At 51.2% G+C, this 26,382-nt stretch carries 28 protein-coding genes, 1 tRNA gene and 1 pseudogene; 25 read left to right on the top strand and 5 right to left on the bottom strand.

What is annotated here, in order from left to right; translation table 11 throughout:
- Nucleotides 1-39 precede the first annotated feature (39 nt).
- Nucleotides 40-116, top strand: a tRNA-Asp gene (locus AB1K62_RS02395).
- 75 nt (nt 117-191) lie between these two features.
- Here AB1K62_RS02395 and AB1K62_RS02400 read toward each other — a convergent pair.
- The 4 genes from AB1K62_RS02400 to AB1K62_RS02415 form a co-directional block, all read right to left on the bottom strand.
- Nucleotides 192-434, bottom strand: coding sequence for a DUF2842 domain-containing protein (locus tag AB1K62_RS02400; RefSeq protein ID WP_367000933.1), 243 nt, complete (start codon nt 432-434; stop codon nt 192-194).
- On the bottom strand, nt 431-1,015 hold the full coding sequence (locus tag AB1K62_RS02405) for a 5-formyltetrahydrofolate cyclo-ligase (protein WP_367000934.1): 585 nt from the start codon (nt 1,013-1,015) through the stop codon (nt 431-433). Before AB1K62_RS02405 ends, AB1K62_RS02400 begins: the two co-directional genes overlap by 4 nt.
- Before the next feature lie 205 nt (nt 1,016-1,220).
- A complete protein-coding gene (locus AB1K62_RS02410; protein WP_367000935.1) occupies nt 1,221-1,586 on the bottom strand; it encodes a cell division protein ZapA in 366 nt (121 codons plus the stop codon).
- Between the two features lies 1 nt (nt 1,587).
- Nucleotides 1,588-1,779, bottom strand: a complete 192-nt coding sequence (locus tag AB1K62_RS02415; RefSeq protein WP_367000936.1) for a hypothetical protein — start codon at nt 1,777-1,779, stop codon at nt 1,588-1,590.
- 195 nt (nt 1,780-1,974) lie between these two features.
- Between AB1K62_RS02415 and tkt the strand changes: the two genes are divergently transcribed.
- Genes tkt through thiE form a run of 5 tightly spaced genes read left to right on the top strand, consistent with a single transcriptional unit; the run spans nt 1,975 to nt 7,795 of the window.
- Nucleotides 1,975-3,966 carry a transketolase gene (tkt, locus tag AB1K62_RS02420; protein WP_367000937.1) on the top strand — a complete coding sequence of 664 codons (1,992 nt, stop codon included), beginning with the start codon at nt 1,975-1,977 and terminating at the stop codon, nt 3,964-3,966.
- 37 nt (nt 3,967-4,003) lie between these two features.
- Nucleotides 4,004-5,008 carry a type I glyceraldehyde-3-phosphate dehydrogenase gene (gene gap / locus AB1K62_RS02425; RefSeq protein WP_367000938.1) on the top strand — a complete coding sequence of 335 codons (1,005 nt, stop codon included), beginning with the start codon at nt 4,004-4,006 and terminating at the stop codon, nt 5,006-5,008.
- An 18-nt stretch (nt 5,009-5,026) separates the two neighbouring features.
- The gene (locus tag AB1K62_RS02430) at nt 5,027-6,214 is read left to right on the top strand and encodes a phosphoglycerate kinase (protein ID WP_367000939.1); all 1,188 of its coding nucleotides are present in this window, start codon (nt 5,027-5,029) and stop codon (nt 6,212-6,214) included.
- Between the two features lie 56 nt (nt 6,215-6,270).
- A complete protein-coding gene (locus tag AB1K62_RS02435; RefSeq protein WP_367000940.1) occupies nt 6,271-7,161 on the top strand; it encodes a fructose bisphosphate aldolase in 891 nt (296 codons plus the stop codon).
- 10 nt (nt 7,162-7,171) lie between these two features.
- Nucleotides 7,172-7,795 carry a thiamine phosphate synthase gene (gene thiE, locus AB1K62_RS02440; RefSeq protein WP_367002027.1) on the top strand — a complete coding sequence of 208 codons (624 nt, stop codon included), beginning with the start codon at nt 7,172-7,174 and terminating at the stop codon, nt 7,793-7,795.
- 358 nt (nt 7,796-8,153) lie between these two features.
- Here the strand turns inward: thiE and AB1K62_RS02445 are convergent, their stop codons facing one another.
- Nucleotides 8,154-8,384, bottom strand: coding sequence for a hypothetical protein (locus tag AB1K62_RS02445; protein WP_367000941.1), 231 nt, complete (start codon nt 8,382-8,384; stop codon nt 8,154-8,156).
- Nucleotides 8,385-8,517: 133 nt separating this feature from the next.
- On the opposite strand from AB1K62_RS02445, the gene efp reads away from it, so the two are divergent.
- The 19 genes and pseudogenes from efp (at nt 8,518) to AB1K62_RS02540 (ending at nt 26,381) form a co-directional block, all read left to right on the top strand.
- Complete coding sequence (efp, locus tag AB1K62_RS02450; protein ID WP_367000942.1) at nt 8,518-9,081, top strand: elongation factor P; 564 nt, start codon at nt 8,518-8,520, stop codon at nt 9,079-9,081.
- Nucleotides 9,082-9,138: 57 nt separating this feature from the next.
- Nucleotides 9,139-9,957, top strand: a complete 819-nt coding sequence (locus AB1K62_RS02455) for an inositol monophosphatase family protein (protein WP_367000943.1) — start codon at nt 9,139-9,141, stop codon at nt 9,955-9,957.
- A gap of 120 nt (nt 9,958-10,077) precedes the next feature.
- Nucleotides 10,078-10,452 (top strand): NADH-quinone oxidoreductase subunit A, encoded by a 375-nt coding sequence (locus AB1K62_RS02460; protein ID WP_367000945.1) that lies wholly within the window; start codon nt 10,078-10,080, stop codon nt 10,450-10,452.
- A 41-nt stretch (nt 10,453-10,493) separates the two neighbouring features.
- Nucleotides 10,494-11,009, top strand: a complete 516-nt coding sequence (locus AB1K62_RS02465) for an NADH-quinone oxidoreductase subunit B family protein (protein WP_367002029.1) — start codon at nt 10,494-10,496, stop codon at nt 11,007-11,009.
- 1 nt (nt 11,010) lies between these two features.
- A pseudogene (locus AB1K62_RS02470) lies at nt 11,011-11,616 on the top strand (NADH-quinone oxidoreductase subunit C); the annotation flags it as partial.
- A gap of 84 nt (nt 11,617-11,700) precedes the next feature.
- Nucleotides 11,701-12,933 carry an NADH-quinone oxidoreductase subunit D gene (locus AB1K62_RS02475; RefSeq protein WP_367000946.1) on the top strand — a complete coding sequence of 411 codons (1,233 nt, stop codon included), beginning with the start codon at nt 11,701-11,703 and terminating at the stop codon, nt 12,931-12,933.
- Complete coding sequence (locus AB1K62_RS02480; RefSeq protein WP_367000948.1) at nt 12,930-13,181, top strand: hypothetical protein; 252 nt, start codon at nt 12,930-12,932, stop codon at nt 13,179-13,181. Before AB1K62_RS02475 ends, AB1K62_RS02480 begins: the two co-directional genes overlap by 4 nt.
- Nucleotides 13,174-13,839 carry an NAD(P)H-dependent oxidoreductase subunit E gene (locus tag AB1K62_RS02485; protein ID WP_367000950.1) on the top strand — a complete coding sequence of 222 codons (666 nt, stop codon included), beginning with the start codon at nt 13,174-13,176 and terminating at the stop codon, nt 13,837-13,839. Before AB1K62_RS02480 ends, AB1K62_RS02485 begins: the two co-directional genes overlap by 8 nt.
- Nucleotides 13,840-13,918: 79 nt before the next feature.
- On the top strand, nt 13,919-15,244 hold the full coding sequence (gene nuoF / locus AB1K62_RS02490; RefSeq protein WP_367000952.1) for an NADH-quinone oxidoreductase subunit NuoF: 1,326 nt from the start codon (nt 13,919-13,921) through the stop codon (nt 15,242-15,244).
- Nucleotides 15,244-17,256 carry an NADH-quinone oxidoreductase subunit NuoG gene (nuoG, locus tag AB1K62_RS02495; protein WP_367000953.1) on the top strand — a complete coding sequence of 671 codons (2,013 nt, stop codon included), beginning with the start codon at nt 15,244-15,246 and terminating at the stop codon, nt 17,254-17,256. The genes nuoF and nuoG overlap by 1 nt, the downstream gene beginning before the upstream one ends.
- Entirely contained in the window at nt 17,253-18,296 is a 1,044-nt protein-coding gene (gene nuoH / locus AB1K62_RS02500) for an NADH-quinone oxidoreductase subunit NuoH (RefSeq protein ID WP_367000955.1), read from the top strand. Before nuoG ends, nuoH begins: the two co-directional genes overlap by 4 nt.
- Complete coding sequence (gene nuoI, locus AB1K62_RS02505) at nt 18,296-18,781, top strand: NADH-quinone oxidoreductase subunit NuoI (RefSeq protein ID WP_367000957.1); 486 nt, start codon at nt 18,296-18,298, stop codon at nt 18,779-18,781. Before nuoH ends, nuoI begins: the two co-directional genes overlap by 1 nt.
- A 157-nt stretch (nt 18,782-18,938) precedes the next feature.
- Nucleotides 18,939-19,550, top strand: a complete 612-nt coding sequence (locus AB1K62_RS02510) for an NADH-quinone oxidoreductase subunit J (RefSeq protein ID WP_367000959.1) — start codon at nt 18,939-18,941, stop codon at nt 19,548-19,550.
- Complete coding sequence (gene nuoK, locus AB1K62_RS02515) at nt 19,547-19,852, top strand: NADH-quinone oxidoreductase subunit NuoK (protein WP_367000961.1); 306 nt, start codon at nt 19,547-19,549, stop codon at nt 19,850-19,852. Before AB1K62_RS02510 ends, nuoK begins: the two co-directional genes overlap by 4 nt.
- Nucleotides 19,853-19,856: 4 nt before the next feature.
- Nucleotides 19,857-21,860, top strand: a complete 2,004-nt coding sequence (nuoL, locus tag AB1K62_RS02520; RefSeq protein ID WP_367000962.1) for an NADH-quinone oxidoreductase subunit L — start codon at nt 19,857-19,859, stop codon at nt 21,858-21,860.
- Nucleotides 21,860-23,419, top strand: a complete 1,560-nt coding sequence (locus tag AB1K62_RS02525) for an NADH-quinone oxidoreductase subunit M (protein ID WP_367000964.1) — start codon at nt 21,860-21,862, stop codon at nt 23,417-23,419. Before nuoL ends, AB1K62_RS02525 begins: the two co-directional genes overlap by 1 nt.
- The gene (nuoN, locus tag AB1K62_RS02530) at nt 23,419-24,873 is read left to right on the top strand and encodes an NADH-quinone oxidoreductase subunit NuoN (RefSeq protein WP_367000966.1); all 1,455 of its coding nucleotides are present in this window, start codon (nt 23,419-23,421) and stop codon (nt 24,871-24,873) included. Before AB1K62_RS02525 ends, nuoN begins: the two co-directional genes overlap by 1 nt.
- 17 nt (nt 24,874-24,890) lie before the next feature.
- Nucleotides 24,891-25,586 carry a biotin--[acetyl-CoA-carboxylase] ligase gene (locus AB1K62_RS02535; protein ID WP_367002031.1) on the top strand — a complete coding sequence of 232 codons (696 nt, stop codon included), beginning with the start codon at nt 24,891-24,893 and terminating at the stop codon, nt 25,584-25,586.
- Between the two features lie 15 nt (nt 25,587-25,601).
- On the top strand, nt 25,602-26,381 hold the full coding sequence (locus AB1K62_RS02540) for a type III pantothenate kinase (protein WP_367000967.1): 780 nt from the start codon (nt 25,602-25,604) through the stop codon (nt 26,379-26,381).
- Nucleotide 26,382: the final 1 nt, after the last annotated feature.

A 26,382-nucleotide genomic window follows, 5' to 3' on the forward strand; every position in this document is an offset into this window, starting at 1 on the left:
ATCTCCACTGCAGAGATCGGCAAGTAAGCTGGTTCATAAGCGGGTGTAGCTCAGTTGGTTAGAGCGCCGGCCTGTCACGCCGGAGGTCGCGAGTTCAAGTCTCGTCACTCGCGCCATTGCCTTGTTCAGCAGGCATTGGCGCTTCTGGAATGAATTTCATTATATTGTTCCATCAACATATATTTTGGTAGCTAAGTTCCGCTATTCATCCAGCGCAGCAGCGGCTTGACCGGAAATATCCAGATGATTCCCGCAAAAATATATATCGGCAGTTGCAGCCAGAAGTTCAGGCCGCTGATCCAGTCCATCATAGTGACGACAATACCGCACCAGAGCAAAATCAACCCAAGTATCAGGAAGATTCCAAACGGCTTGCGCCAACTCGGAGCACTTGGAGGATTATAAGGGGTTGGATTGTCCGGATTAGCATTCATATCGTCATATCAACTTTTTGAATTATTTCGGCTTCTGTGACTATCATGTGCAAACCGAAGTCATGAGCCTGCATCGGGATATGGTCAGCTTCCTGTATAGACCAGGCCAAGCCGACGCGCGTCGCTTGAGGGTGGTTTTCAAATGCCCGGTCATAATGGCCGCCCCCTTGCCCAAGACGCCCCAGTGACCGGTCAAATGCAACCAAGGGGGCAATGATAAGGTCTGGCTTGACAACAGGGCAGTCTATGCCGGGTTCTGCTATGTCCCTATAGCCCGATTCCAGCAGATCAAGAGTATCGACCTGTCTGAACTGCATGGTGGAACCCGTGGTCATCGCTGGCAAACATATTATTTTGCCGGATTCGATCAGATATTCGATTAGCCTTGCCGTTGGCGCTTCTGATCCCGCGGCGCTATAAAGCGCGATGATTTCGCTTTGTTCGATAAGTTTTGCCAGAGGTGAGGGCGGTCGGCGGAAAGCCAGCCCTTTTGTCGCCGGATCGAGTTGGCGGTAAAAAGCATCGCGTCGCCGCCGATACTCCTGACGCAGCATTTTTTTTTCGTCGGATAATTTGGTCAAGCAAGTATCTTTCTTAGGTGACGGGACCATCAGGGTCGTTTGCCGGAAAATCCTCTGACGCCTATTACGTCAGGTGGGCGCCATATGCATCGGACCCGACTTCCAAAAAGTCCGCAATCCGGGCAGGGACAGCTCCCTTTGTTGTGATATCGCCTCAGGGATGTTCGCTTCAAGCTCGTGCCAGACAGTACCCGTCACAATCTATTTAGGGATGATTGGCGCTATGCTCAAGGCTGTTTGCAAACGCTTCGGCGCGATCAGCCAATTTTTCAAGCGCCAGAAGCGCTTGTTCATCATCCGCAGACTTTGATTTATCCGGTTTGCCTGTCGCAGGAATAGCAGCCTGGGGAGCCGGTTCATTGCCTTTGGTGTTTTTTGCTGCATAAAGTTCATCAGCAAGCAAGAGCGATGTAAATAACAGCATCCGGTTTTCTGTCAGTCTGGCAGGATCACCAGAATCCCTTGCTTTGTCGTCAACCATCGCGCCTAATTTGCCAAGATGTTCTTCTTCACCATCCTGGCAGGCCACCATGAACGAGCGACCACCTATCTCCAGTTTCACCTGTGCCATATCAGCTCTCTTGCCGGGCGATTAGCCCGTCGATAGTGTGGATAGCCTGTTTCATTTCGTCTTTCAGGGCAGCATGGCGTTTTTCCAATGCTGCATCAGCTTTTCCGCTGGTTGATGCCTTCGTGGCTGTTTCAATACGGCTGAGCGCCCTCTCTATGCGACTGACCGCTTGGATCACTCGTTCATTTTCCATGACTTGGCTCCGACATATAAGTTATTATATCTGTTTGGTATCAATCTAACACGGCTGCGTAAACAAGAGATCGGTGAAGCGCAGCCTTGACGATATGGGCCTAGGCCAGCAAAGGGTGTGTCAAATTGGCGAATCGGTAGATTTTCAATGTCCACCGTTGTCATCACTTGATCACTTCTAGGGGTTCTGAAGAACATGGCCGTTTCCGATAATATTTCCGAGATTACATCCGAAAAAACGATGGCTAACGCAATTCGTGCATTATCCATGGATGCAGTGCAAGCAGCCAATAGCGGCCATCCAGGAATGCCGATGGGGATGGCGGATGTTGCAACAATATTGTTCAAAGACTTTCTGAAATTTGATCCCAAGGCTCCAAAATGGGCGGACCGTGATCGCTTCGTGCTTTCTGCAGGGCACGGGTCCATGTTGATTTACTCGCTGTTGCACCTGACGGGATATGAGCGTCCTACGCTTCAGGATATCAAGGATTTTAGACAATTGTCGTCGCCTTGTGCGGGGCATCCCGAAAACTTCAAGCTGGAAGGGGTTGAAGCGACCACGGGACCATTGGGACAAGGGTTTGCGATGGCGGTCGGCATGGCAATTGCCGAGCGGCATTTGAACGCGAATTTCGGTGATGATCTGGTGGATCATAAAACATGGGTCATTGCCGGAGATGGCTGTTTGATGGAAGCCATCAACCATGAGGCTGTGGGCTTAGCCGGTCATTTGGGCCTTGGGCGGCTTAATGTTCTATGGGATGATAACGGCATAACTATTGACGGTGGAACGGAATTATCGACCAGTGAAGATATCCCGGCACGTTATCGTGCTTCGGGTTGGCATGTTGTGTCCTGTGACGGGCATGACTTTGATGATATCCGCAAAGCGCTGAAAGAAGCTGAGGCTGATCCACGGCCATCTCTCGTCGCTTGTAAAACGGTCATCGGTTACGGTGCGCCGACAAAGCAGGGTACATCCGCGACCCATGGTGCGCCACTGGGGGATGAGGAGATTGCCGGAACTCGCGCTGCTCTGGGTTGGGAGCATGAACCTTTTGTCATTCCCGATGATGTGCGGGATGCATGGTTGGCTGTGGGCAAAAAAGGTGCTGCTGAACATGATGCTTGGAACAAACGGCTGAGCAGCCATGGCGACAAAGCCGAATTTGAACGGCGTATGTCAGGTAATCTCCCAGATGGTAGCGCGATGCAGGATTATCTGAACGGTCTAGCTGAAAACCCGCCAAAGGTTGCAACGCGCAAAGCGTCGGAAATGGCACTGGGCGCGATTACCGCTGCACTGCCGGAAATGGTCGGCGGAAGCGCGGACCTTACCGGTTCAAATAATACCAAAACAGATGCGACCAAGCCACTGACAAAGAACGATTATTCCGGGCGTTATATTTATTATGGTATCCGTGAATTCGGCATGGCTGCTGCAATGAACGGCATGGCGTTACATGGTGGTATCATTCCTTATGGCGGAACGTTTCTGGTCTTTACCGACTATTGCCGCGGCGCGATGCGGCTTTCGGCCATTCAGAATACGCGTGCCGTTTATGTGATGACCCATGACAGCATTGGACTGGGCGAAGATGGCCCGACCCATCAGCCGATCGAGCATCTTCAAAGCCTGCGCGCCATGCCGAATATGCATGTGTTCCGGCCTGCCGATGCGATTGAAACGGCAGAATGTTGGGCGCTGGCGATCAAGCGGTCGGATGGACCATCAACCCTTGCTTTAACCCGTCAGGGCCTGCCGCCGCTGCGTAATGATGTCAGCGTGAACCTGTGTGAAAAAGGGGCTTACACTGTCAAACCGGCTGAAAATGCCAAGCGGGTTGTTCTCATCTCCACTGGTTCTGAAGTGTCATTGGCTATGGAAATCGCTGCACAGTTGGAAGCAAAAGGCGTCGGCGCAGATGTGGTGTCCATGCCTTGCACCGAACTTTTTGACGCCCAATCAGATGATTATAAATCAACATTATTTGGCGGTGATGATGTCTTGCGGGTTTCCATCGAAGCCGGAACGACATTCGGTTGGGAACGCTATACCGGCTTAAATGGTCTGCGTTTTGGAATAGACAGTTTCGGCGCTTCGGCACCGATTGACGATCTATTCGCGCATTTCGAACTGACCGCGGATAGCATTACGCCGCAAATTTTGGCAAAATTAGGTTGAAACTGGCTATATTCTGGAAATCAAAGGAGCAACATTCATGACAAAAGTAGCAATTAACGGATTTGGCCGTATCGGTCGCCTCGTCGCTCGCACAATTCTTGAGCGTCCGGACTGTGGTCTGGAACTGGTAGCGATTAACGATCTTGCCGATGCGGAGGCAAATGCGCTTTTGTTCGGTTATGACAGTGTGCATGGCCGCTTTCCCGGTGAAGTCACTGCCGATGGCGACAGCATTTCGGTCAATGGCAAGAAAATCGCTGTTACGTCAGAGCGCGATCCCGCCAATCTTCCCCATGGTGAAATGGGCATTGATATCGTGCTGGAATGCACCGGATTTTTTCAGTCCAAGGAAGCATCCCAGCCACATATCGACGCTGGTGCAAAGCGTGTATTGATTTCCGCTCCGGCCAAAAATGTCGATAAAACGGTCGTCTATGGGGTAAACCATGACGTTTTGACGTCATCGGATCTGATTGTGTCCAACGCATCCTGCACCACCAACTGTCTTGCGCCGGTTGCCAAGGTAATGAACGATACTGTCGGTATTGAGCGCGGCTTTATGACGACAATTCACAGCTATACCAATGACCAGCGTATTTTGGACCAAATGCATAGTGATATGCGCCGCGCCCGTGCCGGTGCAGTCAACATGATCCCGACCACCACCGGCGCTGCCCGTGCGGTTGGTCTGGTGTTGCCGGAATTGAATGGCAAACTTGACGGCTCGTCGGTGCGTGTACCTACGCCCAATGTCAGCCTGGTTGATCTGGTATTTACACCATCACGCGACACCACGGTTGAAGAAGTCAATGACGCCCTGAAAGCTGCTGCTGAAGGACCGATGAAGGGTGTGATGGTTTATGAAACCAAGCCGTTGGTATCAAGCGATTATAATCATCAGCCAGCCAGCTCTTCTGTGGATAGCCTTGAAACCACAGTGATGGACGGCAAGCTAGTTCGCGTTGTTAGCTGGTATGACAACGAATGGGGTTTCTCCAACCGGATGATCGATACCGCCAGCGTCATGGCAGGTTTGCTCTAAACAGAAAGGTTCTGAGCAATGGCTGGCAACACATTCAAAACGCTCGATGACATTGGCGATATAACGGGAAAAGTCGGTTTGGTCCGGGTCGACCTGAATGTGCCCATGTCGGATGGTAAGGTTACTGATGACACGCGGTTGCAGTCGGTTATTCCGACAGTAACCGAACTGGCGGATCGCGGTGCCAGAATTTTGTTGCTGGCCCATTTCGGGCGACCAGAGGGCAAGGCGGATATGAAATATTCGCTGGAACCTGTGGTCGCGCCGCTTGCAGCGGTCCTGGATCGTAAAGTCGGTTTCATGCAAATACCGGATGCCGATGCGATTGATGCTTTGCCAAATGGCAGTATCGTGGTTGTAGAAAACAGTCGCTTTGCACCGGGTGAAGTCACCAATGATCCCGCCATGGCCAAGGCCATTGCCGCTTATGGTGATTTTTATGTCAATGACGCCTTTTCTGCCGCGCACCGCGCCCATGTAACGACCGCCGGATTGGCGGAGCATTTGCCGGCCTTTGCCGGGCGTGCGATGGAACGCGAGCTTAGTGCGCTGGACAAGGCTTTGGGTAATCCGGAACATCCGGTTGCCGCGGTTGTCGGCGGCGCGAAAGTTTCCAGCAAGCTGGATGTTTTGCGGCAGATGGTCGAAAAAGTGGATCATCTAATCATCGGCGGCGGCATGGCCAACACTTTTCTGGCAGCGCGCGGCGTTGATGTTGGAAAATCGCTGTGCGAGCATGATCTCACCGACACCGCCAATGAAATATTGGAAGCAGCCGACAAGGCGGATTGCACTGTGCATCTGCCTTATGATGTGGTCGTGGCGAAGGAATTTGCCCCTAATCCGCCAACCCGCACAGTGAATGTGCATGAAGTGACCGCGGACGAGATGATATTGGACATTGGCCCTGCGGCGGTCGAGGCTTTATCCGATGTGTTGAAAACCTGTAAAACGCTTGTCTGGAATGGACCGCTGGGCGCTTTTGAAACGCCTCCTTTTGACCGGGCGACGGTTGCTTTGGCACAAACGGCGGCGGCTTTGACTAAAGAAGGTTCCCTGCTATCAGTAGCTGGCGGCGGTGATACGGTCGCTGCGCTCAATCATGCCGGAGTGGCAGATGATTTCAGTTTTGTTTCAACCGCTGGCGGCGCTTTTCTGGAGTGGATGGAAGGCAAAGAATTGCCCGGCGTTGCAGCATTGCGGTGATATTAGGGTTAAAAGTAATCAATAATAATGGCTTATTAGATTAAGGAAGTAGTTTCATGCATGATCCGAAGATGATGGATAAAATCGAAAATGGTCCTGGTTTTATCGCTGCGCTTGACCAAAGCGGTGGCTCTACGCCGAAAGCACTTAAAGGCTATGGCATTAACGAAGATGCCTATTCTAACGATGAAGAGATGTTCGCCCTGATTCACGGTATGCGTACCCGGATTGTGACAGCGCCAAGCTTTAATGGCGATAAAATCATCGGTGCCATCCTGTTCGAAAAGACCATGGACGGTGAAGCTGATGGAAAGCCTGTTCCGCAATTACTGTGGGAGCGCGGTGTCGTACCATTTCTGAAAGTCGATAAAGGCCTGGAAGCCGAAGCTGATGGCGTGCAGATGATGAAGCCGATGCCCGGTCTTGATGCTCTATTGGTCCGTGCCAAAGCAAAAGATGTTTTTGGCACCAAAATGCGCTCTGTCATTAACAAAGCCTCCCCGTCCGGCATTGCTGCTATTGTAAAACAGCAATTCGACGTTGCAGCGCAGGTTCTGGACCACGGTATGATGCCGATCATCGAGCCAGAAGTGAATATTAAAAGTGATGAGCGGGCGGAATGTGACGCTCTGGTACTCAGCGAAACCAAAAAGCAGCTCGATGCGCTTCCCGAAGACCGTAAAGTCATGTTGAAGCTGTCCATTCCGGTCGAGCCTAATCTCTACGCGCCGTTGGTTGATCACCCCCGTGTCGCCCGAGTTGTCGCTCTTTCTGGTGGATTTTCACGCGATGAGGCTTGTGATGAGCTTGCCAAAAACCGCGGTATGATCGCTAGTTTTTCCAGAGCGTTGCTACAGGATCTGCGCCATTCGATGAGCGATGCTGAATTTGACCAGTCCTTGTCCAGCGCCATTGACCAGATTTATCAGGCGTCGATCAAGGGCTGATGTGGCTGAAATCCTGCCCTGCCAGCTTTATCTGATTTCACCGCTGAATGTCGGCGGTGATTTTCCGGAGCAGTTACAATCTGCTCTGGCGGCAGGGCCGGTGGCTGCGTTCCAGTTTCGCGTTAAAGATATTGATGCGGATGAGGCCGGGCGGCTTGCCAAGCCGCTCAAAGCTATTTGTGACGCGCATGATGTAGCATTTATCGTGAATGATGATGTCGCACTGGCCAAGCGGCTAGGCGCTGACGGGGTGCATCTGGGGCAGGGCGATGAAGACCTGAAACAGGCCCGCACCCAACTTGGTGATCAGGCGCAGATTGGTATTACCTGCCACGACAGTCGGCATCTTGCCATGGAAGCTGGCGAGGGCGGGGCAAATTATGTGGCTTTTGGCGCATTTTTCCCTACGCGTACCAAGGAAACCATCTATCAGGCCGATCTCGATCTGGTGCGTTGGTGGACAAAAATGATGGAAATACCATGCGTAGCTATTGGCGGTATAACGCCGGATAATTGCCAGCCGCTGGTTGATGCAGGCGCAGATTTTCTGGCCGTTAGTGGTTCCGTGTGGAATGATCCCAAAGGTGCGGGACATGCCGTTAAGCGCTTTGATGAAATTCTGTCAAAAGATTAGCTTTTAACCAAGAGCCAGGCGTTCAGGACGAGCTTTTGGTAATACCGATATTGGAACGGACATATTGCGCCACAAACCGGTCGACCGATGGCGGTGTGTAATTCGGCAGCTGCTCTAATTCCCGGATGTATCCGGCTTTTGATGTGAAAGAATACACTCGGTTATAGCGCAGGGAATGACCAAATACGCCAGCAGCGATCACCGCACATTGCTTTGTTGAGCATGGCTTAGACAGATGGGATCCCGTTTGGGATGTGTCTGTCTCAAGGATGTCCGCTTTTTCCATGCTTATTAGATATATGATATTACTCATGTTGTATTGTATGAAAAAGACAGGTCGGATTATATGCCACCCCTATCAACTATCATTGACGAAAAGAAATGGCCGATTTGTAAGAAAGTTTCGCAGGAAGGTCTCGCGCGACGGGATGTTAAAATGGGGCATGCGTTCAATTTCACTAAGAAACCCTGCATTAATGTCCGGTGGTGAGGGGGCACGCACCTCCGTTCCGCTGAATAATCCTGCAGCGGGAGTGTTGGTTTCGTCGATTAGCAAATCAATCGGTTTCAGGTCAGTGGCATTTTCCATTTATCGCCGGGTAAACCGTGCATAAAAAAATCTATTGTATGAAAACGCCATGTTGCGCCTTTGCTATGCTTGCCTATCTTCGCTCCGCGTTATACAGGGCCGCTACACAAGATTTCCGAAAGCGAGATGTCCCATGAAAATTAGCGGTGTAGATATTCGTCCCGGTAACATACTGGAATATGAAAAAGGTCTGTGGAAGGTTGCCAAGATCCAACATACCCAGCCCGGAAAAGGCGGCGCCTATATGCAGGTGGAGATGAAGAATCTGGTCGATGGTCGCAAAACCAATGTCCGCTTCCGTAGCGCCGACACGGTCGAAAAGGTTCGCCTCGATACTAAAGAGTTTCAATATCTGTTCGCTGATGGTGAAATGCTGACCTTCATGGACAAGGAAAATTTTGAACAAATTACCCTGCCAACCGATTTGCTTGGCGATGCGGCTGAATTTTTGCAGGATGGCATGGACGTCATGTTGGAACTCTATGAAGAAAAGCCGATTTCCGTGCAGCTTCCCGACCAGATCGAAGCCGAAATTGTTGAGGCGGATGCAGTTGTAAAAGGCCAGACTGCCTCTTCCAGCTATAAGCCTGCGGTGCTCGACAATGGTGTGCGCGTAATGGTACCACCATTTATCTCTGCCGGAACACGGATCATTGTGGACGTCTACGCCCGCGAATATGTCGGAAAAGTGTCGTAAGGGCTGCAACAGACCTCCCCTCCACAAGCCTTGATTTTGATACTGAAAGCTTAAGACATGCCAGCACATTCCGCTCTCATAACCGTCATGGAACGCGCCGCGCGCAAGGCCGGGTCACGCCTGCGCCGTGACTTTGGCGAAGTTGAACATTTGCAGGTATCGAAAAAGGGACCGGCTGACTTTGTATCAAAAGCAGATATGCGCTCGGAACGCATCTTATATGATGAATTGATGAAAGTCCGTCCGGGCTGGGGATTTGTCTTGGAAGAGGGCGGTATGATCGAAGGCGAGGAAGGCAAGCCACGCTGGATTATTGATCCGCTCGACGGCACGACCAATTTTCTTCACGGTATTCCGCATTTTGCAATATCTATTGCAGTGCAGGACAGGTCTTATGATGGCAAAAGCTGGGGCAAGATTACCAGCGGTTTGATCTATGAGCCGGTATCTGACCAGACCTGGTGGGCAGAAATGGATAAAGGTGCTTATCTGGGCGATAAACGCTTGCGCGTGTCGGCGCGGCGGGATTTGTCCGATGCGGTTATCGCCACCGGTATTCCGTTCAGAGGACATGGCGATCTGGGCGAATGGTCCCGGATTTTTGGTTCGATGGCGCCGCAAGTCTCCGGTATACGCAGCAACGGCGCGGCTTCGCTTGACCTTGCGTGGTTGGCTGCTGGCCGCTTTGACGGCTTTTGGGAGGCCGGGTTACAGGTGTGGGACGTAGCCGCTGGTATCCTCATGGTACGCGAAGCAGGCGGTTTTGTGAGCGACTTTACCGGCGGTGATCAGCCTATCGGGCAGCGTGAATTACTGGCGGCAAATGAGGGGCTTCACAGCAAGCTACACAAGATACTCGCCCGGTCGCTGTTGTAACTGCGTAAACAGCAATATATACAGCAAAAATATATAGCGAAAATTCAGGTCATTTGGGCCTTGCAGCTGGGCCAGCCTATCCCTAGAAGCGGCCCTGAATTCTAGAGAAACGAGTCTATTGTGGTTGATCTATCCGAATATGCGCCGATACTGCTTTTCTTGGCAGTGGCTCTCAGTCTGTCCGCCCTGTTTGTTTTTCTGCCTATGGGCGTGTCGCGGCTGACCGGAACTCATAGTCCGGACCCGGAAAAGCTTTCCGAATATGAATGTGGTTTCCCGGCTTTCGAGGATTCCCGCAGTCAGTTTGACGTGCGCTTTTATCTGGTGGCCATATTGTTCATCATCTTTGACCTTGAAGCGGCATTTCTATATCCTTGGGCGGTGTCTCTGGGGCAGATTGGCTGGGTTGGCTGGTCGTCGATGATGATCTTTTTGGTGATCCTGACGGTTGGCTTTATTTATGAATGGAAAATGGGAGCGCTCGATTGGGAGTAGAAACCAGCAATAACGTCATTTTGAATGCGGATGGCACGCCAATGGCTCCCAATACGCAGCCAGATGAAGCGTTTTTCAACGACCTGAATTCGGAAGTGAATGACAAGGGGTTCCTTGTCACGTCTACCGAAGAACTGTTTCAATGGGCGCGGACCGGCTCGCTATGGTGGATGACCTTTGGTCTGGCCTGTTGCGCGGTGGAAATGATTCATGTGAACATGCCTCGCTATGACATGGAGCGATTTGGTGCTGCGCCACGTGCTAGTCCGCGTCAGTCGGATGTGATGATCGTTGCGGGAACTTTGTGCAACAAAATGGCACCTGCGCTGCGCAAGGTTTATGACCAGATGTCGGCGCCCAAATATGTGATTTCTATGGGGTCATGTGCCAATGGCGGCGGATATTATCATTACAGCTATTCGGTGGTTCGCGGCTGTGACCGGATTGTGCCGGTCGATATTTATGTGCCCGGATGCCCGCCAACTGCGGAAGCTCTGCTTTACGGCGTTATGCAGTTGCAGCGGAAAATCCGGCGGATAGGGACATTAGAGCGTTAATATGGCAAATTCTGCTCCTATAATCTCGAGTAACGAAGGCGTTGCTGCGGCGCTGACTCAATCATTAGGCGCGGCTGTACTTGATACGGTCGAAGCCTATGACGAGATCAGTTTGCGGGTTGATCGCAAGGCGCTGCCCGCTGTGATGGAAAAGCTGCGCGAAGAGCATGAGTATCAGCAGCTTGTCGAGATTGCCGGTGTTGATTATCCAGAGCGCCCGGAGCGCTTTGAAGTTTGTTACCATCTGCTAAGCCTGACCAAAAACCACCGTATCCGCGTAAAAGTCAGCACGGATGAAAATACAGCGATACCGACAGTGACCCATATTTGGGAAGTCGCTGGCTGGCTGGAGCGTGAAGTATTCGACATGTACGGTGTATTGTTTGACGGCAATCCCGATTTGCGCCGCATATTGACCGATTACGGTTTTCAGGGACATCCTTTTCGTAAGGACTTCCCTTTGACCGGTTATGTAGAAATGCGTTATTCCGAGCAGGCAAAGCGTGTGGTTTACGAACCCGTGAAACTTGCACAGGATTTCCGCAGCTTTGATTTCATGTCACCTTGGGAAGGGGCGGAATATATTCTTCCCGGTGATGAGAAAAGCAGCGATGATGGTGAAGAAGGGGGCAAGAAATGACCGGTTTTTGCCGCAACTGTCACATCGCATCAGGATCGATGGAGGTCGCCCGTGGCTGATTATCTCGAAGAAATGCACGGATTGACCGACGAAGCGGATAATGCTGTCGGTGATGTGGAAATTCAAAATTATACGATAAACTTCGGTCCTCAGCACCCGGCTGCCCACGGGGTTCTTCGTTTGGTGATGGAGCTGGACGGAGAGATTGTCGAGCGTGTTGATCCGCATGTCGGACTGCTTCACCGCGGCACCGAAAAATTGATCGAGCACAAAACCTATTTGCAGGCTCTGCCCTATTTTGACCGACTGGATTATTGTTCTCCGCTCGCTCAGGAGCATAGTTATGTATTGGCGATTGAAAAATTGCTTGATCTTGAAGTGCCGTTGCGCGGTCAATATCTGCGGGTATTGTTCGCGGAGTTGACGCGCATTTGTAATCATATGCTGAATATCGGCGCGCATATCATGGATGTTGGCGCGATGACGCCCAACCTGTGGGTTTTCGAGATTCGTGAACAATGCCTGGAGTTTTTTGAGCGGGCCAGCGGTGCGCGGATGCACAGTGCATGGTATCGCCCCGGCGGCGTGCATCAGGATGTTCCGCTGAAACTGCTGACCGACATGGCTGATTGGCTTGACGAGTTTCCGACTTTGTTTGAAGATGCGATGAGCCTTGTCATCGACAACCGTATTTTCAAACAGCGCAATGTTGATATTGCCACCGTGTCCAAAGAGGACGCAGTGCGCTGGGGCTTTTCCGGTCCGATGATCCGCGGTAGCGGGATTGCGTGGGATTTACGCAAATCCCAGCCTTATGATGTTTACGACCGCATGGAATTTGACGTGCCTGTGGGGACGCGCGGTGATTGTTATGACCGGTTCATGGTACGGGTCGAAGAAGTGCGTCAATCTGCGCGGATCATGCGGCAATGTCTGAATGAAATGCCGGAAGGTCCGGTTGCCAGCACAGACCGCAAGGTTGTTCCGCCCAAACGCGCCGAGATGAAGCAGTCGATGGAAGCATTGATCCATCATTTCAAACTTTATACCGAGGGTTTTCATGTGCCCGCTGGTGAAGTTTATGTGGCGACTGAAAGTCCCAAGGGCGAATTTGGCGTCTATCTGGTCAGCGATGGCACCAACAAGCCTTATCGCTGCAAGATCCGTCCGACCGCGTTTTCGCATTTGCAAGCGATGGATTTCATGACCAAAGGGCATATGTTGGCAGATGCCACCGCCATTTTGGGCGCGATGGATGTCGTGTTCGGAGAGTGTGACCGGTGAACGACACAGGTAAAGTTTCCAAGCGCTGGACATTGGGCGGCGGCGGAGCAGGAATCATAATTGTTGCCGCTATGCTGTTATGGGAATTGTGGCAGCCAGAAAATATGCTGTGGAATATTATATTGTTGATGATGACAGTTGGCATCGCCATTGGTGGTTTCTGGTTAAGCCATTATTTTTCAAAGAATTGGCAAGAAATTGGGGAAGCGCGTTTTGATACGCGAAATAAGAGTGAACTAGATGGCTGAAGCTCCGAATACACCTGATGAAATCGAAATACGGGCCAAATGGGGTAATTTTAAATTTACGCCCGAGAATGAAAAAAAGGCCAAGTGGGAAATTGCCAAATATCCCGACGGGCGTCAGCGTTCCGCGGTTATGGCGCTGCTGGACATTGCCCAGCGTCAGGTTGGCGCAGAAACGAAAACGCAAGGTTGGCTGCCTGTTCCGGTGATAGAATATGTCGCAGACTATTTGGACATGCCCTATATGCGCGCCTATGAAGTTGTGACTTTTTACACAATGTATAATCGCGCGCCGGTAGGCCGTTTTCATATCCAGGTTTGCGGCACCACACCCTGCATGTTACGCGGAAGTGATGACGTTATCGCCGCTTGCAAGAACAAGGGCATGGCAAAGGGCAAAACGACACCGGACGGACTGTTTACGCTGACCGAAATTGAATGTATCGGCAATTGCGCCAACGCGCCGGTGGTTCAGATCAACGATGATAATTACGAAGATCTCGATTACGATATCATGTCTCGCATTCTGGAAGATCTGGCCGAAGGTAAAGAAATTCCCGTTGGTTCGCAGATTGGGCGGAAAACCAGTGAACCACAAGGCGGGCCTGTGGTTCTGAAAGAAATGGTCAAGACCAATCACGATTACCGGAAAGACTGGTGATGATCATGCGTTTGGCAAATATAAACATGCGTCACCGCGCAATTTTTTGCGGCTTTACAGGCCGCAGGAGTGAGAAATAATGGGTTTTGACTTTCTTCAGGACAAGGACCGCATATTTACCAACGTCCATGGTTTTCAGTCATGGGACTTGAAGGCGGCGCAAAAGCGCGGTGATTGGGACAATACTGCTGATATTATCAAGCGCGGCAATGACAAGATCATCGAAGAGATGAAGGAAAGCGGACTGCGTGGCCGTGGTGGCGCAGGTTTTCCGACCGGCTTGAAATGGTCATTCATGCCCAAAGAATCGCCTGATGGGCGGCCAAGCTTTCTTGTTGTAAATGCCGACGAGTCAGAGCCGGGCAGTTGCAAAGATCGCGAAATATTACGCAATGATCCCCACAAGCTGATCGAGGGCGCATTGATTGCCGGTTTCGCGATGCGCGCGCGGGCGGCGTATATTTATATTCGCGGGGAGTATATCGTTGAAGCCAAAGTCATGGAGGCGGCCGTCAAGGAAGCCTATGATGCGGGCCTGATCGGTAAAAATGCGGCGAAATCCGGCTATGATTTCGATGTGTTCATTCATCGCGGTGCTGGCGCTTATATTTGCGGTGAAGAAACCGCTATGCTGGAGAGCCTTGAGGGCAAAAAAGGGCAGCCGCGTTTGAAGCCGCCATTCCCTGCCGGTGCGGGTCTTTATGGCTGTCCGACGACTGTGAATAATGTTGAATCCATTGCGGTAGTACCGACCATCTTGCGGCGCGGTGCGCCATGGTTTGCCAGCTTTGGCCGCGAAAATAATCACGGCACGAAACTGTTTCAGGTTTCTGGCCATGTCGAAAAGCCGGCTGTATTTGAAGAGGCCATGTCAGTCCCGTTCAGGGACATGATCGAGAAGCATTGCGGTGGTATTACCGGTGGTTGGGACAATTTGCTTGCGGTTATTCCGGGCGGATCGTCCGTACCATTGGTTCCTGCCGAGCAGATTATGGACGCCCCGATGGATTTTGACGGGCTGAAGGATCTTGGCTCCGGCCTTGGTACCGCGGCGGTAATCGTGATGGACAAGTCCACTGATATTGTTCGTGCGATTTCAAGAATCAGCTATTTTTACAAACATGAAAGCTGCGGCCAATGTACCCCATGCCGCGAAGGTACGGGCTGGATGTGGCGCGTGATGGAAAAAATGCGTGATGGCAGCGCCGATTTAAGCGATATTGATACGCTCTATGATGTCACCAAACAGGTTGAAGGTCATACGATTTGTGCGTTTGGCGATGCAGCGGCATGGCCGATCCAGGGTTTGATCCGTCATTTCCGTCCTGAAATGGAGCAGCGCATCCGTGAAAATGTGGCCAGTAAAAATGCCGGTAATGAAGATATATTGGAGGCGGCGGAATAATGCCTAAAGTCACCGTAGATGGCATCGAACTGGAAGTGCCACAGGGCGCAACAGTGCTTCAGGCTGCCGAGCTTGCTGGCAAGGAAATCCCGCGCTTTTGTTATCACGAAGGCCTGAGTATTGCCGGTAATTGCCGGATGTGTCTGGTCGAAGTAAAGCCCGGACCGCCAAAGCCACAGGCGAGCTGTGCGCTGCCTGCTGCTGATGGTCAGGAAATTCGCACCGACAGCGAAATGGTTAAAAAAGCCCGCGAAGGGGTGATGGAGTTCCTCCTTATCAACCATCCCCTTGATTGCCCGATATGCGATCAGGGCGGTGAATGCGATCTTCAGGATCAGGCCATGGCCTATGGTAGAGGCGGTTCGCGCTTTGAAGAGAATAAACGCGCGGTCACCGAAAAATATATGGGGCCGGTGATCAAGACGATCATGACCCGCTGTATCCATTGCACCCGCTGTGTCCGTTTTGTCGAGGAAGTCGCTGGCGTTGAAGAAATTGGCGCGATCAACCGCGGGGAGAATATGGAAATCACCTCTTACCTCGAACGTGCTGTGCATAGCGAGTTAAGTGGTAACGTAGTGGATCTATGTCCTGTTGGTGCGCTTACGAGCAAACCCTATGCGTTTGAAGCGCGTCCGTGGGAGCTGACCAAAACAATCGGTATTGATGTGATGGACGGCGTTGGCACCAATATCCGTATCGACAGCCGCGGGCGCGAAGTGCTGCGCGCATTGCCCCGTAATAATGATGATGTGAATGAAGAATGGGCCACTGACAAAACGCGGCATGCGATTGATGGTCTGATGAAGCGCAGGCTTGATAAACCATTCATCCGTCGCAACGGTGCTTTGGTTCCGACGAGCTGGAGTGAGGCTTTCGATGCTATTGCAGCGGTAAAAGCAGGTAGCTCGGTTGCCGCGATTGCCGGTGATCTGGTCGATTGCGAAACCATGTATGCGACCAAAAAGCTGCTGAAATCCATGCGCTCCAATATGTTGGAGGGGCGTCAGACCGGCCTGTCTTATGATGTGTCAAATCTGGCGGCGGTTAATTTCAATTCGACTATCGCGGGCATTGAGCAAGCAGATGTCATCATTCTGGTTTCAACCAACCCGCGTTGGGAGGCTTCGCTGGTCAATACACGTATCCGTAAAGCGGTGCGTAAGGGCGACGCGAAAGTTTTTGGTATCGGGCCGGAAGCGGATCAAACCTATCCGGTGGAATGGCTGGGCGATGACATGGGCCTCTTGGCCAAATTGCCCAAGGCGGCTACAGATGCGCTGAAAAATGCCGAAAAACCGGCACTAATTCTGGGCGGCGGAGCATTGAGTGTCGAAGGCGCACATGGCGCGGCCTTGAAACTGGCGAAAAAGTACAAGTTGATCCGTGATGGCTGGAATGGCTTTAACGTGCTGCATATCGGCGCGTCTCGCACTGGCGGGTTGATGCTTGGCTATGCCTATGATGGCGGAATAAAAGCTATCGCTGCGAAAAAGCCAAAACTGCTGTTTTCGCTTGGTGCGGATGAGATGGATTACGAGCCGTTTGAAAAAAGTTTCAAGGTTTATATCGGACATCATGGGGATGCCGGGGCGCATGCTGCAGATGTCATTCTGCCAGCCTCCGCCTATACCGAGAAAAACGGTACTTATGTGAATCTGGAAGGCCGTGTGCAACGCTCTGCCAAAGCGATTTTTGCGCCCGGTGATGCACGTGAGGACTGGAGCATTTTGCGTGCCTTGTCCGATGTACTGGGTAAGAAACTTCCATTTGACAGCTTTGCCGAATTGCGTGTTCAAATGTTTAAAGATCATCCTGAATTGGCCCTTGAAGGTCTTGTTCCATTTGAATGGGCGCCGCCCTCTGGCTTGCCCGACAAACCTGCGGGGCAGGGTGTTCACCCGATCAAGGATTTCTATCTCACCAACAGTATCGCGCGCGCCAGTGCGACGATGCAGCGTTGTTCGGCAGAATTGCTGCATGGGGATGATATGCTGGAGGCGGCAGAATGACCGAATATCTGCAATCAACTTTTCTTGGGCCAGAACTAGGCTGGTTTGTCGCCACACTAGCGCTGATTTTGATGATTGCGCTGCCACTTATGCTGGCGGTGGCGATGGTTATTTACGCTGACCGCAAGATTTGGGCATCCATGGCTCTGCGGCGCGGTCCCAATGTGGTCGGGCCTTTCGGGCTTTTGCAGTCCTTTGCTGATGGTTTGAAGGTTTTTCTGCAGGAAACAATCATTCCTTCGAGTGCGAATAAAGGCCTGTTCCTGCTCGCGCCGATTATCACTTTTACCGTAGCGTTGCTTGCCTGGGCAGTTATTCCGTTCAGCGAGAACATGGTGCTTGCCAATATCAATATTGGCCTGCTCTATATTCTGGCGATCAGTTCGCTGGGTGTTTACGGTGTGGTGATTGCCGGTTGGGCGAGTAACTCGAAATATCCGTTTTTCTCTTCCATGCGCGCAGCGGCGCAGATGATCAGCTATGAAGTTTCCATCGGCTTCATATTGATTTCTGTGGTCCTGTTTGCCGGGACATTTAACCTTATTGATATAATCAAGTCCCAACAGGGGCATATTTTCGGTATCGTCAATGTTTATGGCCTTAACCCGTTGTTATTTCCAATGGCGGTAATGTTCCTGATCGCATCTTTGGCGGAAACAGCGCGTCATCCGTTTGACCTTACAGAAGCGGAATCAGAATTGGTCGCGGGTTATCAGACAGAATATAGCTCGATGAGCTTCGCGCTTTTCTGGCTTGGTGAATATGCCAACATCCTGTTGATGTGTGCGCTGAATGTTATCCTGTTCTGGGGCGGATGGTTGCCGCCGATTGACTGGGAACCGCTTTATGCCGTGCCGGGTATCATCTGGCTGTTTGCCAAAATGTTTTTGTTCTTCTTTATCTTTAGCTGGGTTATGGCCACTGTGCCGCGCTACCGCTATGACCAGCTTATGCGCCTGGGCTGGAAAATATTTCTGCCGATATCAATCTTCTGGGTGTTTCTGGTAAGCGGCTATCTTATGCTGACGAGGTATGGATAATGTCCATCGCACAAACGATAAAAGCCTTTACGTTGTTCGAATTTATCGGCGCACATATGCTGACGCTGAAATATTTCTTCAAAAAGAAGAAAACGATCAACTATCCTTATGAAAAAAACCCGCTGTCTCCGCGGTTCCGTGGAGAGCATGTGTTGCGGCGCTATCCTAATGGGGAAGAGCGTTGCATTGCCTGTAAATTATGTGAAGCGGTGTGTCCGGCGCAAGCGATTACGATTGAAGCCGAACCGCGCGAAGACGGCTCTCGTCGTACCACACGCTATGATATCGATATGACCAAATGCATTTATTGTGGATTTTGTCAGGAAGCATGCCCCGTAGATGCAGTTGTCGAGGGACCGAATTTTGAATATTCGACCGAAACACGGGAAGAACTGATTTACGACAAAGCAAAACTGCTTGAAAATGGTGACAAATGGGAGCGAGCCATCGCATCCAACCTTGCCGCCGACGCGCCCTATCGGTAATGGGCGGGCAGAACGGGGGCACGAAATAGTGGAGCACGATTCTTTTATCGCCGCTATTTCAGAAGAAACCGGGGTTTATCTTCGGTTTCTTGCCAGAATTCATAAGTTCCCAGCATTCGCTGGGGTGACGCAATAAGAAAGAAGTCGCAGAATAAACATGCAAATATTCGCTTTCTATTTGTTCGCATCCATGATCATTGCCAGCGCGGCTTTTTGTATTTTTGCGCGCAATCCGGTGCACAGTGTTTTGTGGCTGATTCTGGCATTCTTCAATGGTGCCGGGTTGATGCTGCTGGTTGGTGCAGAGTTTATCGCGGCGTTGTTGATCATTGTATATGTCGGCGCAGTCGCGGTTCTGTTCCTGTTCGTCGTGATGATGCTGGATATTGATTTTGCCGAATTGCGTGCAGGCTTTATGAAGAACCTGCCGCTGGGCATTTTGCTTGCGCTTGTTTTGCTAGCGGAAATTATCTTTGGTGTCGGCGCATGGAACGCCGGCGGTATGGGAGAAGCAACAGCGGTTATCGGTCTTCCTGCCGGTGGCCCCTCCAATATCGAGACACTGGGATCGTTGCTTTATACCAAATATATATTCCTGTTTGAGGCCGCCGGTCTTGTCCTGTTGGTCGCCATGGTAGGGGCAATCGTCCTGACCAGTCGTAAGCGTGGCGGTGTCAGAGCTCAGAATATACAGGATCAGGTTAGACGGCGGCCAGAAGATGCGACACGCAATATACAGCCTGAAGTAGGTAAGGGGGTCGAATTGTGATCGGTATTGAGCATTATCTGGTGGTCAGTTCCATCCTTTTTGTGATGGGTATGCTAGGCATTTTCCTGAACCGTAAGAATATTATCAGCATTTTGATGGCGATTGAACTGATACTGCTTTCGGTCAATTTGAATCTCGTCGCTTTCAGCAGCTTTTTAGGCGATATGAGCGGACAGATTTTTGCCATGTTCGTATTGACTGTTGCTGCAGGAGAGGCAGCCATCGGGCTGGCAATATTGGTAATCTATTTCCGTCAACGCGGTACAATTGCCGTTGATGACGTCAACCGGATGAAGGGTTAGGAACTTGACGATCCAGCTTATCGTTTTCCTGCCCTTGTTGGCAGCGATAGTCGCAGGCTTTGGCAATCGGATGATTGGCAATGTTCCGGCAAAATTAGTCACAACTGTAGCGCTATTTATATCATGTGCACTTAGTTGGCCGATATTCATCGACTTTATCATGCTATCTCGCGCTGCCGAGGTGGTACCAGTTCTGACATGGATCCAGTCGGGCGATCTGAATTTTGAATGGGCCCTGCGCGTTGATGCGTTGACGGCTGTTATGTTGGTCGTGGTCACCACGGTTTCGGCGCTGGTCCACCTGTATAGCTGGGGCTATATGGACGAAGATCCCGATCAGCCACGCTTTTTTGCCTATCTGTCGCTGTTTACCTTTGCGATGCTGATGTTGGTGACGGCTGACAATTTGGTCCAGATGTTCTTTGGCTGGGAAGGGGTCGGCCTAGCGTCTTACCTGCTCATCGGTTTCTGGTTTAAAAAGCCGAGTGCCAATGCTGCGGCGATTAAAGCATTTGTCGTCAACCGTGTTGGTGACCTTGGCTTCATGCTGGGTATTTTTGGCACCTTTCTGGTATTCGGCACAGTGTCTATTCCGGAAATTCTGGAAGCTGCGCCAGCAATGGCAGGATCAACAATTACCTTTGCAGGCATGCGTCTGGACACTATGACTATCCTGTGCCTGTTGCTGTTCATCGGGGCGATGGGTAAATCGGCGCAATTGGGACTACACACATGGCTACCCGATGCGATGGAAGGGCCGACGCCTGTGTCTGCGCTTATCCACGCAGCGACAATGGTTACTGCCGGCGTATTCATGGTTAGCCGTCTGTCACCAATGTTCGAAACCAGTGATGTGGCGTTGACCGTTGTTACTGTTGTCGGTGCTGCCACCGCTATTTTTGCTGCGACAGTCGGCCTGGTCCAAAATGATATAAAACGCGTCATCGCTTATTCGACCTGTTCACAGCTGGGCTATATGTTCTTTGCCGCCGGTGTCGGAGCTTATAGCGCGGCTATGTTCCATCTGTTCACACACGCTTTCTTTAAGGCTTTGTTGTTCCTTGGCGCCGGTTCGGTCATTCATGCGATGCACCATGAACAGGATATGCGCTATTATGGCGGTCTGCGGAAAAAGATACCGTTGACTTTCTGGGCCATGATGGCGGGGACGCTGGCTATCACTGGAGTTGGTATTGTCGGCCTTGGCGGGTTTGCAGGATTTTATTCCAAGGATGCCATTATCGAAGCGGCCTTCGCCAGCGGAACAACCACCGGGCAATTTGCCTTTGCGATTGGTGTGCTCGCAGCGTTGCTGACCAGCTTTTATAGCTGGCGTCTGATGTTCCTGACCTTCTGGGGCAAGCCGCGCTGGATCCAGTCGGAGCATATTCAGCACAGCGTGCATAAAACACCTGAAACGGCGGAAGATGCGACGGGTGGCTATCACCCGCATGAAAGCCCGCTTTCAATGTTGATCCCGCTTGGCCTATTAAGTTTTGGCGCCATTGCCGCTGGCTTCCTGTTCCATAACCAGTTTATTGACTCTACCGAAGGTTTCCGTTTCTGGGCAGGTAGCGTAGCGTTTGACCGGCACCTGATGCACGCCATTCATGAAGTGCCATTATGGGTTAAGCTGGCTTCAACCGTAGCAATGTTGAGCGGATTGCTTGTGGCGTATCTCATGTATTTGCGAGGAACAAATCGTCCGGCGCGTTTGGCAGAGACGTTCCAGCCGCTCTATAATTTCTTCTTCAACAAATGGTATTTTGACGAGCTTTATAATCTCATCTTTATACGTCCGGCTTTCTGGTTTGGCCGACTATTCTGGAAAACAGGGGATGAAGGCATGATCGACCGCTTTGGTCCCAATGGGGTTGCGGCTGTGGTCGCTAGCGGAACCGGGATCGCTAAGCGGTTCCAAACCGGATATTTGTTTAGTTATGCGCTTGTCATGTTGCTGGGACTGGCGGCTGCGGTCACGTGGCTTATAGTGCGGGGAGCGAACTGATGAACCAGCTTGATTTTCCGATCCTGTCATTGATGATGGGACTGCCGATGCTGGCTGCAATAATTTGTATGTTTGTTGGCGCACATAGCGCACGTTTGATTGCGCTGGTCACGACGCTGGTGTTGTTTGCGCTTGGCGTGGTGCTGTGGGCCAATTACGATATTGGCGGTGCACAGTGGCAATATGTTGAGCGGGTAGACCTGTTCGGTGATTTTGCATGGGCGCTGGGCATAGACGGCATTTCTATGATGCTGATCATGCTGACAGTTTTCCTGATGCCAATTTGTATCGGCGCTAGTTGGGAATCTATCCAAAACCGCGTTGGTGAATATATGGCGGCTTTCCTGTTCATGGAAGTGCTGATGATCGGTGTTTTCGCTGCTCAGGATATATTCCTGTTCTATATTCTTTTCGAAGCTGGCCTGATCCCGATGTATCTGATTATCGGTATATGGGGCGGATCGAACCGGATATATGCGAGCTATAAGTTTTTCCTTTATACGCTTCTTGGTTCTGTCGTCATGCTCATCGCGATGCTGTGGATGGTGCAGGATGCAGGGACGAGCGATATTCCGACCTTGCTCAACTATGACTTCGCTCCAGAAGCACAGACATGGTTATGGCTGGCGTTCTTTGCCAGTTTCGCGGTAAAAATGCCGATGTGGCCGGTGCACACCTGGTTGCCAGATGCCCATGTTCAGGCACCGACTGCCGGTTCTGTGATATTGGCGGGTGTGCTGCTGAAAATGGGTGGTTACGGGTTCCTGCGCTTTTCGCTACCAATGTTTCCCGAAGCATCAGAGCAATTCATCTGGTTGATTTTTGCACTATCCATGGTCGCAGTCATTTATACATCGCTGGTCGCTTTGGTGCAGCAGGATATGAAAAAGCTGATCGCTTATTCGTCCGTTGCCCATATGGCGATTGTGACGGTCGGCCTGTTCGCATTCAATCGTCAGGGCATCGAGGGTGCGGTCATCGTTATGTTGAGCCACGGATTAGTGTCTGGTGCTCTGTTCCTTTGCGTAGGCGTGATTTACGATCGCCTCCATACGCGGGAAATATCACGCTATGGCGGTCTATCTATCAACATGCCGCAATATGCGATTTTATTCATGCTGTTTACTATGGCTTCGGTCGGCCTACCGGGTACCAGCGGCTTTGTTGGAGAGTTCCTGTCGCTTGTCGGTCTTTATCAAGTTAATAGCTGGGTCACGTTGGTCTGCGCCATCGGAATTATTCTAAGCGCAAGTTATATGCTGTATCTCTATCGGCGGGTCGTTTTCGGTGATCTTGTGCATGATGATGTCAAGGCCATGCCGGATCTATCGGCTCGCGAGATTGCTTTGCTGGCACCAATTGCGGCTGCCGTTATGTGGATGGGCGTATATCCGGAAAGCTTTATCGCACCAATTCGTGATGATGTCGGAACATTGGTGGCCCGTATTGATCGCGCTGCGCCAGAGGGGGATGCACATTTGAAAATCGGGCAAGTAACGCCTACCCAAAAAGGGGCGATAGCCCATGAGACAGTTGCTGGTCATGGGGAGTCGCACTGATGGATTACGGTCTTTCACTCATATTCACGTTGCCAGAGATTATCCTTACGGTCAGCGGTTTGATCTTAATTCTGGCTGCTGCATGGGGCGGAGTTAAATCCGCCCGGCTAGTCACTATATTGGCGGTCGCCGCCATATTTGGTGCATCGGCTTCTGCTTTGGACTTGATCGTCAACCCGTCTTTTGCGGCGGGGGGTGATGCTTTTAACGGGCTGTACCGCATGGACAGCTTTGGTAGCTTTTCCAAGCTATTGATCTATTTCGCCGGGATAGTCTCGCTTATCATTGCTCCGCGCTTCTTTACGGATATCGGGACTTACCGTCCGGAATATCCGGTGCTCATTCTATTCGCCACAGTCGGCATGGGCATGATGGTGTCTGCGGTTGATATGATGACCCTTTATATCGGCCTTGAGCTAAACAGCCTGTCAGCCTACGTTCTTGCCAGTTTCATCCGCAATGACATTCGGTCTTCCGAAGCGGGCCTGAAATATTTTGTGCTCGGCTCCTTGGCGAGCGGGATGCTCTTATTCGGCATATCACTGGTTTACGGTTTTGCCGGATCGACCAATTTCTCGGTTATAGCCGAAACGTTGAGCGGGGATCTTGCTACCGGCCCATTGATCGGAATTGTTCTGGTGCTTGCCGGTTTGGCTTTCAAGATCAGCGCAGTGCCTTTCCACATGTGGACACCCGATGTTTATGAAGGCGCTCCGACTCCGGTAACCGCGTTTTTCGCAACCGCTCCAAAGGTCGCTGCCGTAGCGCTAACTGTGCGCGTCATTATCGACGCCTTTGGTGGTCAAACTTCGACATGGCAACAGATCATCGTTTTCGTTGCGCTGGCTTCGATTGTGTTCGGGGCTGTTGCGGCTATCGGACAGCAGAATATCAAACGTCTGCTTGCTTATAGCTCGATCAATAATATCGGTTTCCTGTTGATCGGCTTGGCAGCCGGCACGGCGCAGGGCGTTTCCGCAATGCTTTTCTATCTGGTCATTTATGTTTTGATGACCTTGGGCAGCTTCATTTGCGTAATGGAAATGCGCGATGCAGAAGGCAAACCGCTTGAATCTTTATCAAGCCTGGCTGGCCTGTCACAGACCCGTCCGGGACTGGCGGCTGCATTTGCAGTGTTTATGTTCTCGCTTGCAGGTATCCCGCCGCTGTTCGGCTTCTGGGGCAAGTTTCTTGTCTTTGATGCTGCGGTTGCCGCAGGGATGTTCCCCTTGGCCGTAATCGGTATAGCAACATCGGTAATTGGCGCTTTCTATTATATCAAAGTCGTCAAGATCATATATTTTGATGATCCTGCTAATCAAATTGTCCAGACCGGCCACAAGACCGAGAATGGTGTGATTGCGTTAATGGCCCTTGCTGTTTCTCCACTGGGTTATCTAGCTATTCCGCTCTTGGCTCCGGTAACAGCTATGGCAGCACAGGCAATATTCTGACTACCCATATTGAAACCATAGCCGAAACCGCATCTACCAATGCGGATATGAAAATACTTGCCCGCCAAGGGGTTGAGGAAGGATTCTGGTTACGCGCAGAAAAGCAAAGCGGCGGTGTGGGCCGGTTGGGACGCAAATGGGAAAGTCCTGTGGGTAATCTTTATTGCAGCACATTGGTAACGTGCCGCAGCGCCGACCCGGCTCCATCAAGCCTGTCTTTCGTGGCTGCTTTAGCGGTGCATGAAGCGATTAGCGCGCATATTCCCCATGATGATATTTTGTTGAAATGGCCTAATGACATATTGGTTTCGGGCTTAAAAATCTGTGGTATATTGCTTGAAGGTTCAGGCGATGCGGTCATTGTCGGCATAGGTGTAAATATAGCGGTAGCGCCGCAACTTGAAGGGCGAACCGTTACCAGTCTTTTTCAGGAAGGCGCGGACCGAAATGTGACGGCAGCATTATTTTTGGAGACTCTGGCCCCGATATTTGCTGATATGCTAGCTGAATGGCGGCAAGCGGGATTGGCTGCTATTTTGGCTAAATGGCAAGAGCGTGCCCACGTAGCGGGAACACGCTTGTCTACCAGTGATGCAGACGGCAAGCGCATAGACGGTGAATATGCCGGATTGTTTGATGACGGCGCATTGCGTTTGAGAAAGGCCGATGGAGCGCTTATTGCGATACATGCCGGTGATGTTCATTTTGGGTAATAGAAAGAAACATTCATGCTGCTTGCTATAGATGCCGGAAATACGAATGTTATATTCGCAATTTTTGACGGGGACGAGTTAAAGACGCGATGGCGCATTGCGACTGACCCGCAACGCACAGCAGATGAATATGTCGTTTGGCTGCGGCAATTGCTGGATCTTAACGGGCTGGACGTTGATGCAATTGATGCTGTGATTATCAGCACGGTTGTTCCGCGTGCTTTACATAACCTGACGGTGTTGGCAGAAAAATATTTTCGCACAACACCGCTGGTGGCTGGTCGCGGCGATGCAAAATGGGGTGTGGCGCTGGATGTCGAACAACCGGACTCCGTTGGCGCGGACCGTGTGTTGAATATCATCGCTGCACATGAAACCTATAAACAAGATGTAATCATTATTGATTTTGGCACGGCGACAACTTTTGATGTGGCCGATTATGACGGGGCTTATAAGGGCGGAGTCATTGCTCCGGGTATCAATCTGTCACTTGATGCGCTAGTCGGTAAAACAGCGCAGCTTCCTCGTATCGCTCTGGAAGCACCCGATGATGATAATGTTATCGGTACTACTACCGAAACCCAGATGCTGATCGGTATTTTCTGGGGCTATATTGCAATGATCGAAGGTCTGGTCGCACGGACAAAAGCACAGATCGGACGTCCGACCAAAGTGATCGCGACTGGTGGTCTTTCGATATTATTTGACGATCATACTGACGTATTTGATCATATTGAAGCCGACCTTACTTTGCGCGGCTTGTTAATCCTCTACCAGAGAGCAACTAACATCTGAT

This window comes from Parasphingorhabdus sp. JC815, assembly GCF_040717415.1.
Taxonomy (GTDB): Bacteria; Pseudomonadota; Alphaproteobacteria; order Sphingomonadales; family Sphingomonadaceae; genus Parasphingorhabdus.